The sequence below is a fragment of the Alcaligenes sp. 13f genome, from assembly GCF_020496585.1.
GTDB classification, from domain to species: Bacteria; Pseudomonadota; Gammaproteobacteria; order Burkholderiales; family Burkholderiaceae_B; genus Alcaligenes; species Alcaligenes phenolicus.
Window position 1 is genome coordinate 1 of sequence record NZ_JAHKKC010000025.1, and the last position, 11,884, is coordinate 11,884.

General features: G+C 60.2%; 8 protein-coding genes. All 8 read right to left on the minus strand.

Going from position 1 to position 11,884, the window contains the following annotated elements; all coding sequences use genetic code 11:
• Nucleotides 1-577: 577 nt before the first annotated feature.
• Entirely contained in the window at nt 578-1,360 is a 783-nt protein-coding gene (locus KOE80_RS17050; protein ID WP_035268474.1) for a 2,3-dihydro-2,3-dihydroxybenzoate dehydrogenase, read from the minus strand.
• Nucleotides 1,361-1,373: 13 nt separating this feature from the next.
• Nucleotides 1,374-2,012, minus strand: coding sequence for an isochorismatase family protein (locus KOE80_RS17055; protein WP_226349570.1), 639 nt, complete (start codon nt 2,010-2,012; stop codon nt 1,374-1,376).
• 14 nt (nt 2,013-2,026) lie between these two features.
• A complete protein-coding gene (locus KOE80_RS17060; protein ID WP_060186110.1) occupies nt 2,027-3,232 on the minus strand; it encodes an isochorismate synthase MenF in 1,206 nt (401 codons plus the stop codon).
• 68 nt (nt 3,233-3,300) lie between these two features.
• A complete protein-coding gene (locus KOE80_RS17065) occupies nt 3,301-4,698 on the minus strand; it encodes a YncE family protein (RefSeq protein ID WP_115635320.1) in 1,398 nt (465 codons plus the stop codon).
• 97 nt (nt 4,699-4,795) lie between these two features.
• A complete protein-coding gene (gene entS / locus KOE80_RS17070; protein WP_115635319.1) occupies nt 4,796-6,046 on the minus strand; it encodes an enterobactin transporter EntS in 1,251 nt (416 codons plus the stop codon).
• A 3-nt stretch (nt 6,047-6,049) separates the two neighbouring features.
• Entirely contained in the window at nt 6,050-9,973 is a 3,924-nt protein-coding gene (locus KOE80_RS17075) for a non-ribosomal peptide synthetase (RefSeq protein WP_226349571.1), read from the minus strand.
• 21 nt (nt 9,974-9,994) lie between these two features.
• Nucleotides 9,995-10,240, minus strand: a complete 246-nt coding sequence (locus KOE80_RS17080; protein WP_226349572.1) for a phosphopantetheine-binding protein — start codon at nt 10,238-10,240, stop codon at nt 9,995-9,997.
• Nucleotides 10,237-11,883, minus strand: a complete 1,647-nt coding sequence (locus KOE80_RS17085; RefSeq protein WP_226349573.1) for a (2,3-dihydroxybenzoyl)adenylate synthase — start codon at nt 11,881-11,883, stop codon at nt 10,237-10,239. Before KOE80_RS17085 ends, KOE80_RS17080 begins: the two co-directional genes overlap by 4 nt.
• Between the last annotated feature and the right edge of the window lies 1 nt (nt 11,884).

Consider the following 11,884-nt stretch of genomic DNA (forward strand, 5'->3'; position numbering starts at 1 on the left):
GCGCACCAGTTCCCTTGTCCTGAGATTGCTACGGGCGGGGCCTGAACTCGCCAGGTACTTGGTCCCCCGGACCAAGTACAAGCGCCTGGCTCAAACAGCAGGCCCCTTGCATCCCTACGCAATCTGATGCCCGCGGCAAGCACTCTGATCCGCCCCGCCTGAGCCTGCCCCGACCCGAACAGCATGGTGGCAGTGCTCTTGAGTGGGCCTGCTTTCAACGGTTGTTGGCGGGGGCGGTTGGCACGCTGGAGCTGCTCGATCTAGTTCACAGACTCGACGGAATTAAGAGGTAGCTGATAGGAGGCTACCTGCACTGAGCAGGTCTAATCTGATGCTGACCTGACCTGACCTGACCTGACCTGACCTGATTCGATCCGCTTTGACCTGACTGAGTCTGTCTTCATTGAGCCGCATTTACGATGTTTCGGTTCGTTCGTGTTTTTCCTTGACTTGGCAATAGGTGGTCAGTCCTTATCGGCACTGTCACTAGTAGGGATGTTCGTATGCTTTTGTCCGGCCTCGTTCCGATGGGCAATAAAAAAGGGCGGAGATTCCGCCCTTTTTTGCGTCTGGCTGTTTAGCCTTGGTCCAGTGTGGCACCGCCGTCCACGCGCAAGTCGGACAGGGTGATGTGGCTGGCGCGGTCCGAGAGCAGGAACAGGACGGCTTCGGCGATTTCTTCGGGGGTGGCGATTTTTTGCAGGGGGATGCCCAGACGGTAGTTTTCGCCGGAACCCGCGATGACGGTTTCGCGCGAGCTGCCTTGTGCCCACATGGCTTGTTGCATGGGGGTGTCGGTGGAGCCGGGGGAGATGATGTTCACCCGGATGCCGTGTGGGGCCAGTTCTAGGCCCAGGCAGCGGCTCAGTTGGGTGACGGCGGCTTTGGAGGCGGCGTAGGCTCCCATGGCGATGCGTGGTGTGGCGGCGGAGTTGGAGCTGACGTTGACGATGGCGCCTTGTTTGCGCTCGATCATGCCTTTGGCCACGTTGCGGCAGACGTTAAAGACGCCGGTGGTGTTGATGGCAAAGGTGCGATCCCATTGTTCGTTGCTCAGCTCGGTGATGCGGCCCATTTGCAGGACGCCCGCGACACAGGCTAAACGATGAATGGGCCCCAGTTTTTCCTGCCCTTGGGCTAGCGCTGCATCGACGGCATCGGCTTGGCTGATGTCGACCAGGTGGCAGGAAACCCGATCACTGTATTCGGATTGACTCAGTTGGGTCAGTCCTTCTACGTCCAGGTCCAGGGCGATGACGCTGGCGCCTCGTTCCAGCAGTAGTTGGGTGACGGCAGCGCCAATGCCACGGGCCGCGCCCGTGACGGCTATGCATTCACCTGCAAATTCTTGTGTGCTCATGTGTGCTTCCTGTTTAGCTTTGCAGGCTGTCCTGGATTTCGGCGCAGGTCAGGCTGACGCCGCAGCGTTGCGAGACGTGGCGGATCGCCATGTGGTGTTCTTCCAGCGAGAAGTCGGCAACGCCGTCGATGGCCAGGAAGGGCTGCACGTCTTGCATGAAGGCTTCCAGGGCGGTGGTCATGCAGCCGATGTGGGCGTAAACGCCGGTGATGATCAGCTGGTCGCGGCCCAGCTTGCGCAGTTGCTCACGCAGGTCGGAGCGCTGGAAGGCGCTGTAGCGCCACTTGGTCAGCATGATGTCGTTTTCGGCCGGTGTCAGCTCGGGCACGACGGCTTGCTGGCTGTGAAATTCGCTGGCGGTCAGGCCGGGGCCCCAGAAGTCGTTCAGCAAGGCCCGGTCTTTCTCGGGTTGTTCGGTAGGCTGGGCGGTGTAGAACACGGGTATTCCCAGCTTGTGGCAAACCTCGCGCAGGGCGGCAATGCGTTCGATCAACATGGGGATAGGAGCCTGGCTCATATCGTATTTCTGCAGAAAGTAGGTCTGCATATCGTGTATGAGCAGGGCGGCACGATTGGCCTGTGGGCGCCAATTGACGCGGTTGGCTACGGAGGTTTGAGGCAGTTCGTAGCTGGGCAAGGCGTGAATGGTCATGAATCGTGTCTCCTTTAGATTGTTATGTTCTGGGCCAGACCCAATGAGTTGATCAGGGTCATGAGTTTATTGCCGGTTTCCTGGCGTTCCAGGGCAGGGACGGAGCCGTCCACAATGCCGGCGCCAGCCGATAAGGTCAGCCCTTGCTGGGTGTAATGGCCGCAACGAATGGCGACTGCCCATTCGCCGTTGCCTTCGTGGTCGTTCCAGCCTATGGCGCCTGCAAAGTAGCCGCGATCAAAGACTTCAGTGGCCTCGATGGCCTGCATGGCGGGCTGGGTGGGCAGGCCGCAAACGGCCGGCGTGGGGTGCATGGCCAGTGCCAGCTCCAAAGAGGTGACGGATGGGTCACGCAAACGGCCGCTGATACGGGTGGACAGGTGCCACAGGTTGGCGGTGCTGGTCAGGCTGGGGCCATCAGGCACGTCCAGGGAGTCGCAGAACTGGGACAGGATACGCACCACGTCTTCAATGACGTAGGCGTGCTCGCGCAGGTCTTTGCTGGAGGCCATCAAGCTGTCGGCGCTGGCCTGGTCGCGCTGTGGGTCGGCAAAGCGGGGGGCGGTGCCTGCCAGCGGGTTGACGGTAACCAGATCGCCCTGGCGACGCACCAGCAACTCGGGGCTGGCCCCAAAAAACAGATCCGGGTCTTGAGCCTTGCCGCCCGGCAAGGGCAGGGCGTAGGTGTAACCGGCAGGATTGCTGTGGAGCATATTGCTCAACACAGTCTGACGGTCCAGGGCTTCGTTCAGGGTGATGGTGACAGTGCGGGCCATCACGGTTTTGGCAATGTTCTGTTCGCGCATCGTTGCCAGGATGCGGCTGACGCTGTCTTCGTAGCCTTCGCCATCAGGCAGCAGGCTTTGGCTGGCAATGCTGTTGCTGGATTTGGCCAACGGCGGGCGCTGTACCGGGCGCAGCAGGACGGGATCGCGCTGATATTCTTTGGGAACGCGCAGGTAAGCCTGGCGAGTCGGGTTAAAGGGGATCACTCCCATCAACAGGGGAGCGTCCAGACCTTGCTGAGCGGCTTGCGCCAGCAAGGCTTGGGCATCAGAGAGCAGTTGCCCTTGGGCATTGTTGGTATGCCGCTCCAGTGCCGTGCCGTGTGCCATCAAACTGACGGTGGGAGAGGCAAATACGCTGCTGTCGGCCTGGTAATGACCTAACCATTCTTCAATGGTGGCATGGCGGACTTGGTCGGCTATACGGCTATTCATAGGAGTCCTTTTTGGGGCAAGGGTTTTGCCTTGGCGCCCCTTTTCATGGAAGGGGCGCATCGGGCGGTTTACTTCAGGTGCAGGCGTGTGATGCGGTCAGCCGTCTGGTCATCCTTACCTTTGGATTTGTTGACCAGATAGGCATTGCCTTCGCCATCCAGGGAGACGTGGTTGGGGAAGCTGCCACCGTCCAGGTTGGCAACGATTTCACCCTTACCGTTCACGGCCGTCACGGTGCCCGCACCGCGGGAGGCCACGTAAGCCAGGGATGTCTTGGGATCGAAGACCACGTTCAGGGCACCGGCACCGATCTTGATGTCGTGCTGAACGGCACCGTCTTTGGCATTGATGATCAGCAGGTTGTCGCTGCCTTGGGCGGCGACGTAGACCTGGTCATTCTTGCTGTCTACCGACACACCAGCCAGACCACGTGCACCGGGCACGGGGAAGACGGTTTGAGCATTGCCGTTTTTCAGGTCAATAATGATCAGCTCGTTGGTGCTGGCGCTGACGGTGTACAGACGGTCTTTTTCAGCGTCCAGAATCAGGCTCATGCTGCCGGGCTTGTTGCGGGTCTTCGATTGCAGCTCGATCGGGTCCAGCTGAGTCAGCTTCTTGGTGTCGAATACAGCTATGGTGTTGGCGCCGGGCGAGGACACGTAGGCACGGTCTGTTTTCTCGTCTACAACCACGTCGCGTGGGTGGCTGACGACGCCGTCTTCAAACTGTTTGACCAGTTTCAGGTCTTTCTGGCTGTAGACAGCAATGGAGCTGCTGCGGGTGTTGGTGACCCAGACATTGCCTTGCTTGTCGTCCACGTCCACACCGTAAACGGCTTGAACCTGACCATCGTCACGGCCTTTTTGGGCGGCAGGTGTCACGCTGGCTTCAACCGCCAAGGTCTTGGGGTTCACTTTCACCAATTGCGACTGCTTGACGGGTGGGCGGCCCACGGCGGAAGTCACGAACAGCACTTTGTTCTTGGGGCTGTAGGCGCTTTGGTACAAGCCGGGAACCAGGTGCTGGGATTGCAGTTCGAATTTGTCCTGACCGCTCAGCTCAACTTTTGGGGACACCTTCAGATTGAAGATGTCGGCCGTCGAGGGCTTGCTGACTTGCATGACCACAGGGTGCACACCCACAGCGGCGTCAGCGGGGATGGCGATCTTGGTGCTCAGATTGCCTTCTTTGTCGGCAACCAGGGCTTGAGGGGTCAGAGAGTGACCGTTTTGCAGCAGGATCACTTCCTGGCCGGGGGTGAAACCACGGCCTGCCAGTTGGGCTTCGGAGCCTGCATAGACCACGCCAGCAGCATTCAGGGAACCGCGAAAGTCAGCATCAGGCTGGTCAAAAGCGGGGGCCGCAAAGGCATTGGCCAGGGACAGGGACAGGACGGCTGCGCTCAGGCCGGCCTTGCGCAGCAGTGCGGCAGGGGTACGGCGAATGCAATTGACATTGATTAGCATCTTTTAATCCTAAATAAAGGTTCGGTCGACAAGACGGTCCATGTAGGAGATCTTTCTACAGGCGTGCAGCAGGCGTGGGTAGAACAAAAGCGAGATGTCAGGCATTGGGCGGGCCATCCTGTTTGCTGGCCGAACGCAGGCCTTGGTTAAACACGCCGAAACCGCAAGCGACAGCGGCACAGGCCAAACCACCCACGGCTACGGCGACTGCCGGGCCTAGCAGACGGGACAGATAACCCATTTGCATATTGCCCAGGGCCTGGCCCAGGGAATATTGCGTCATCCACAAGCTGGAGACACGGCCCAACAGGTAATCGGGGGTGTGGTGCTGAACCAGCGCCATACGCATGATTTTGGAGATGGTGTCGGCAGCACCCATGATGGCCAGGCAAACCAGTGCCCACCACAGGGTCGCTTGCACGGACAGGGCTGCTACCGCCAGGCCCCAGATCAGTACGGCAATCACGATGGCGGCACCTGGGCGGGATACCTGACGGCACCAGCCACTGGACAGGGCGGCCAGCGTGGCACCCACAGCCGGAGCGGCATACAGATAGCCGGTGGCGGTGGCGCCCATTTTCAGAATGGTGTCGCCCCACTCGGGCATCAGGGCCAAAGGCGTGGCCAGAATCAGGGCAGCCAGATCAATCAGCAACAGGGCGCGCAGCAAGGGGTGGCTGGCCACAAAACCAAGGCCATCACGCAGGGATTGGAAGGCATTTTTCTGGGGCTGCTTGCCCGCTTGCGGAGGCAAGGGCGGCAGAGCACGCAAGAGTAAAGGGGTGACGATGACACCGCACAGGACAATCACGTAGCAGAAAATCAGACCAGGACCGGAGATCAGTACGCCTGCCAAGGCGGGGCCGATAATACCGCCCAACTGCATGGCCAGACCGGACAGGGCGGCCGCAGCGGCCAGCTTGTCTCGACCGACCAGTGCCGGGGTAGCGGACATCATGGCCGGGACGCTGATCCCGCCTGCCGCACCACCAATGGCAGCGGCCACATAGATCAACCAGACCTGCGGGTTGGGCAGCAGCGTATTGAGCAGGAACAGCACCACGCTGATGATGTAGACACTGCGCGACCAGACCATCAGGCTGCGCCTGTCCATGCGGTCCGACAAGACACCGCCGGCAATCAGTGCCAGCACCATGGGGGTGGCCATGGATACGTTCAGGAAAGCAACGGCCACACTGGATTTGGTCAGCTCATAAAGCTGCACGCTGGCAGCCACCATCAACATGCCGGTGACCAGCACCGTGGCGGCCCGAGCGAAGTAGGCAAAGCGGAATGCTCGACTTTCGATTAGTGGCGAGATATCCAGAAAGAAACGTCTTACAGACATGGCTTATACATCGAGTTCAGGTTGGGCTTGTGCCTGTTCGGCAAAAGCCATGGCCGAGTCCATCAGCGGGGCCATGATGGCCACGGCTTCAGTACCGGTCAAATGCGCGTGCAAGGAGGCAATGTCATGCACGTCCAGTTGCCCTGCATAGGGCTTCCACAAATCGGGATGCAATTGTGTGCCGGCGTGATCCAGCGCTGCGCGGAAATAAAGCATGGGGCCGTCATAGACGTGATGCTCGTACAGGCGCACCAGGCGGTTATTGTTTTCCACCACCTGAAATACGCTGTCCAGACGCGTGTCGGGCAACTCGGCCAGCGGGTGACCGCTGCGCTTGAGGAAGTCCACCACACCCTGACGGGTCAGGGAAACGTCGGGCAAGCTGTCTGGGTCGTGGCCCGCAATATGCAGCAGCGCCTTGTAGATGGCATTGGGCTCGGGGGCCGGTTCGTTGCGCCACGCGTCGCTGGGATAGGCGTCCAGCAAGGACAACATGCCTACCAGTTGACCGCGACGACGCAGCTCCACGGCCATGGCCTGAGCAATAATGCCGCCCACGGACCAGCCTGCCAGATGGTAGGGGCCTTGTGCTTGAACTTGCTCGATACGATCCACATACACCTTGGCCATGGCATCCAGGCTGCCATCCAGACCCAGCGAGGCGTCAGACAGCACACTGGCTTGCAAGCCATAAACAGCGCGGCCGGCAGGCAGGTGACGTGCCAGTGCCCCATAGCACCAGGACAAACCACCGGCCGGGTGAACCACAAACAGCGCGGGCTGGTCGTTCAGCCCCGGACGCAAGGCGATGATGGGACCAAAACCATCGGCTGCTGCGCTGCCAGACTGATCCAGATGTTTGGCCAGACGGGCAATAGTGGGGTATTCAAAAATAGTGCCAATTGATACGGCCTGACCGCGTGCTTCGCGCAGTATCAAGGCCAGTTTGGCAGCCAGCAGCGAGTGTCCGCCCAGGGCGAAGAAGTCGTCGTCGGCGTAAAACGCTTCGCTGCTTTCCAGCACGGTGGCGAAAGCGGCGGCGATTTGGTGCTGAGTGGCACCGTCCAGCGGCAAGCCTGCCGAGCGGGCCTGCAAGGCAGGAACGGGCAGCGCCTTGCGGTCCAGCTTGCCGTTGGCTGTCACCGGCAGGGCATCCAGGCTGATCCAGGCGCTGGGCACCATGTAGGACGGCAAGTGCTCGCCTACATAAGCGGCCAGCGTGTTGTCCGTGCACTGGCTGCCTGCTTGCGGTACCCAGTAAGCCACAATCGCCATTTGACCGGGTATATCTTCACGGGCAATCACGGCTACGTGGGCCACATCGGGGTGACGCGCCAGCAAGGCTTCAATTTCACCCAGCTCGATACGTTGACCGCGCAGTTTGATCTGGTGATCGGAGCGGCCCAGGAAAATAACCGCGCCATCTTCACGCCAGCGGGCCACATCGCCAGTGGCGTACATGCGGTCGCCATGCAGGGCGTAAGGGTCGGGCACAAAGCGTTCTTCAGTCAGGTCCGGGCGGCCCCAGTAGCCTTGCGCCAACTGTCGGCCAGCCAGGTAAAGATGACCGGCCACGCCGGGCGGTACAGGTTGCAACTGCTCGTCCAGAATGTACAGGGCGGTGTTCCATACGGGGAAACCGATGGGCACAGGCTGGGATTGGTCATCCCGCGACGCAGGCCAGTAGGACACGTCCACGGCGGCTTCGGTTGGGCCGTACAGATTGTGCAGCTCGGCGTTCAACAGAGAATGGAAGCGGTCGCGGGTAGCGGCCGACAGTTCTTCACCACTGCAAAACACCAGACGCGGAGCCAGTCCACGAGCGGCAGGCTCATCCAGGAAGGCGCTGAGCATGGAGGGGACAAAGTGCAGCACTGTGATGCTTTGTTCGCGCATCAGGCGGGCAATATGAGCCGGATCGCGGTGCGCTTGTGGTGGGGCGACGACCAAGGTTGCACCTGACAGGAAGGGCAGGAAGAACTCCCACACCGACACGTCAAACGTGGCCGGGGTTTTCTGCAAAATTCGATCACCGGCACCAATGCTGTAGTGCGTCTGCATCCATACCAGACGATTGACGATGGCGTCGTGGTTAACCAGCACGCCTTTGGGTGTGCCGGTAGAGCCGGAGGTGTAGATCAGGTAGGAAGGATCGTGCGGACCGGCGGCGGCCCAGTCTGGCGCAGTGCAGGTTTGTTCAGGCTGCGGGACCAGCAAAGAGGCATTGAGCGTGCAACCGGGCTGGCCGACCAGCAGTCGCGGTTGAGCGGCCTGCAAGATGGTGTTCAGGCGATCGGCAGGCTGGTCCAGATCCAGCGGCAAGTAGGCAGCACCAGCACGGTGAATAGCCAGCAAGGACAGCACCAGCTCCAGCGAACGAGGCAGGGCCACGGCGACAATATCGCCGGTCTGCACACCGGCCAGACGCAGTTGCGCGGCCAGATTGGCGGTTTGTTCGTTGATCTGGGCGTAGCTGAGCTTCTTGCCCTCAAATTCCAGGCCACTTTGTTCCGGGTGAGCCTGCAACTGGGCGTGGATCAGTGCCCACAGCGTTGTTTCAGGAACCGGGTGAGCGGTCTGGTTGACGGTCTCAATCCAGTGGTGGTGTTCGGCATCCGTCAAGGTCGGCACGGCGGACAGGGTATCGGCCTGCAAAGCGCGCAGCAGGAACTGCTCCAGACGGACCAGATGGGTTTGAATCTGCTCGTCGGTGTACAGACGCGGGTTGGCTTCCACTTCCAGACGCAAGCCACTGGCATCGGGTTGGGCGCGGAAGGTGAAGTTCAAGTCTTCCACGGGGCCAGCGCACAGCACGGTCTGGCTGGCGGTCAGGCCCGCTTGTTCGTAGGGCGCATCGAACGGCAGCACGTTGATGATGGGCCCGTGCAGACGACGCATGCCGCCCAGCAAACCCAGATCACGACGCAGTTGCTCACTGCGGTAGCGGCCATGACGACGCGCCTGACGCAGAGCCTTGGAAACTTGGATCAGGTACTGATTCAACGGCTGGGATTCGTCGATCTGCAAACGCAGCGGAGCCACGTTCATGACGGTGGAGACGATACGGGCACTGATATGGCCCAGACGGCCCATCCAGGGCACGCCCACCGTGCATTCGTCCTGGCGGGTGTGACGGCGCACATAGGCGGCGGTCAGGCCCGTCAGAATGTCTGGCCAGCTGATGTCGCTGCTTTGTGCCAATGCTTGCAGGCTGGCTGTCAGTTCGGGCTTGACGGCGCTGCGTGCCAGCAGGAAATGATGATCGCTCAAAGCCTGGGATTCGCTCAGGCTTTGGGCGGGTTCTGCATCGCTTAATGTGTCCAGCCAGAACTGTCTGTCCTTGCTGCGGCGCTCGCTACTCCGATAGTTTTGATCGTCATCCTGTAAAAGGGTGAACGATTCCAGCGCATGCCCATGATCTTCACGGCCACTGAGCAGGGCCTTGTAGAGCTTGACCACTCGCGTCTCGATCAGTGCCATGCCATAGCCGTCAGCGGCCAGATGATGGATACGCTGATACCAAAGATGGTGCTTGGGCCCCAGTACAAACAGGATGTGTCGTGCCAGTGGCGCAACGGTTGGGTCCAGCGGTGTGCGCAGGTCTGCCATCAGCTGGGTTTGGGCTTGTTCGGCCCCGTCTGCGTGGGCAGACAGGTCCACAATTTCCAGTTGAATGGGCTCTTGCGGGCGCAGGTACTGGGCCGGGCCGTCTGGCGTGTCCACCATGCGCAAGGTCAAGGCATCGGCTTCGGTCAGCGTCAGATTGATGGCTTGCGCAAACAGCGCGGTGTCCAGCGCCGAATGGATATGCGTGCAGTGCCCGGTATTGAAAATCGGGTTGAGCGGGTCCAAACGCTGGGCGTACCACAGACCTTCTTGTGCTTCGGTCAGGGGGCGCAATGGCAGTTCGGAAGGGGAGCTAAACATAAGCGTGTTGCAGTAAGAAAATCAACGGCCGTTTTGTTGGGCGCGTTCGATCATGGACCACCACTGGCCCAAGGTGACCACCGAGGCCATCTCGGAAAACTCGATAGGAGCGCCAGCTTCGCGCCAGCGGGTGGCCAGGGTCATGACGCGCATAGAGTCCAGACCCAGGTCGATCAGATTGTCATCATCCAGAATGTCCTGGGGGTCTTCATGCAGCATGGCGGCAATATCTGCGCGCATGCGTTCCAGGGTAAGTGCAGTACTCATGATTGTTCTTGCGTTGTGTTTTCGAGTTGTTCGCGCAGTTGGGCGCGCAATTCCTTGCGGCTGATCTTCAGGGCCGCAGTTTCCATGAAACGGTCCACAAACACGATTTGATCCGGCACTTTGAAGTCGGCCAGACCGCGGCTGCGTATCCATTTCTTCAGTTCAATCGCGCGGGGCTTGTCATCCTTGGGGATGATGAAAGCGCAGCTGCGCTCGCCCAGAAACTCGTCGGGCACCGATACCACGGCAGCATCAAAGACCTGCGGGTGAGCCAGCAGATGATCTTCAATTTCCTCGGCGGAGATTTTCTCGCCAGCGCGGTTGATGTGGTCAGTGGCACGGCCCTGAACCATCAAGTAGCCTTCGGGCGTCATGCGTACCACGTCGCCTGTGCGATAGAAGCCGTCCTCGGTAAAGGAGCGGGCATTGGCCGCGGGGTTGTTGTGGTAGGCACGGATCGTGTAAGGACCCCGTGTCAGCAGATAGCCGGTTTCCCCAGGGGCGACCGGATTGCCGTTGTCGTCCACGATCAGGATTTCATCGTCCGGGCTGATGGGACGGCCCTGTGTGTTGATGATGGTGTCTTCGGGATCGTCCAGGCGGGTGTAGTTCACCAGACCTTCGGCCATGCCGAACACCTGCTGCAAGGTCACACCTAGAGTAGGACGTACACGCTTGGCCGCTTCGGCGTTCAATTTGGCACCGCCCACCTGGATTACTTTCAATGAATCCAGCTTGGCATTGGTCTTGGTGGCTGCATCCATCCACAGCATCAGCAGCGGGGGGACCAGACTGGTGTCGGTTACGCCTTCGCGCTCGATCAGCTCAAAGCAAACGTCCGGGCTGGGGGCGGGGCTCAGCACCACTTTGGCTCCGGCGTACAGTGCACCCAGAAAACCGGGTGAACTCATGGGGAAGTTGTGGGCAATGGGCAAAGCGCCCAGAAACACACTGTTCTCGTCCAGTCCGGCAATCTTGGCGCTCTCGCGCAAGGTGTAGATGTAGTCGTCGTGCGTGCGGGGGATCAGCTTGGACAAGCCGGTGCTGCCCCCCGAGATTTGCAGGAACGCCACTTCGGAAGGCTGGGCCGCCGATACGGGTACGTCTACATTGGCAGCGCTGCTTTGCAACTGGGCCAGGGACGTAAATTCTTGTGCGTCGCCCACGATGTAAACCTGCTCGACCTGTGGGCAGCGTTCACGCAGTTCGCGCACCAAAGGCAGGTAGTCAAAACCGGCATGAGCGTCCACACCAATATAGGCGCGCGCTTGAGCAGTATTGGCAAAGTGTTCGACTTCGGTGATGCGGTGCGCAGGCAGGACGTACACGGGCAAAAGACCGGCACGGAACAGACCAAAGATCACACTGACAAACTCAGGGATGTTGGGCAGGTGCACCAGGACGCGGTCGCCCTTGCGCAGACCGGCTTGCAGCAGGCCCGCCGCGATCTGACTGGCGTACTGGTCCAGCGCGCCATAGGTCCAGCGCTGGGTGCCGCCAACAATGGCTTCGCGTTCCGGGTGGTTTTGCGCGCGCGTGCGCAGCAAAGCGCCAAAAGTTTCCCCTTGCCAGTGTCCAGCATCGCGGTATCGCTGGGCAAAAGCGTCAGGCCAAATTTGTTCAACAGGAATAGATTTCATCATG

Bases quoted from the DNA above. Each gene is read 5' to 3' on its own strand.
- KOE80_RS17050 (WP_035268474.1), bottom strand. From the start codon at position 1,360: ATGAGCACACAAGAATTTGCAGGTGAATGCATAGCCGTCACGGGCGCG.
- KOE80_RS17055 (WP_226349570.1), bottom strand. From the start codon at position 2,012: ATGACCATTCACGCCTTGCCCAGCTACGAACTGCCTCAAACCTCCGTA.
- KOE80_RS17060 (WP_060186110.1), bottom strand. From the start codon at position 3,232: ATGAATAGCCGTATAGCCGACCAAGTCCGCCATGCCACCATTGAAGAA.
- KOE80_RS17065 (WP_115635320.1), bottom strand. From the start codon at position 4,698: ATGCTAATCAATGTCAATTGCATTCGCCGTACCCCTGCCGCACTGCTG.
- entS (WP_115635319.1), bottom strand. From the start codon at position 6,046: ATGTCTGTAAGACGTTTCTTTCTGGATATCTCGCCACTAATCGAAAGT.
- KOE80_RS17075 (WP_226349571.1), bottom strand. From the start codon at position 9,973: ATGTTTAGCTCCCCTTCCGAACTGCCATTGCGCCCCCTGACCGAAGCA.
- KOE80_RS17080 (WP_226349572.1), bottom strand. From the start codon at position 10,240: ATGAGTACTGCACTTACCCTGGAACGCATGCGCGCAGATATTGCCGCC.
- KOE80_RS17085 (WP_226349573.1), bottom strand. From the start codon at position 11,883: ATGATGAAATCTATTCCTGTTGAACAAATTTGGCCTGACGCTTTTGCC.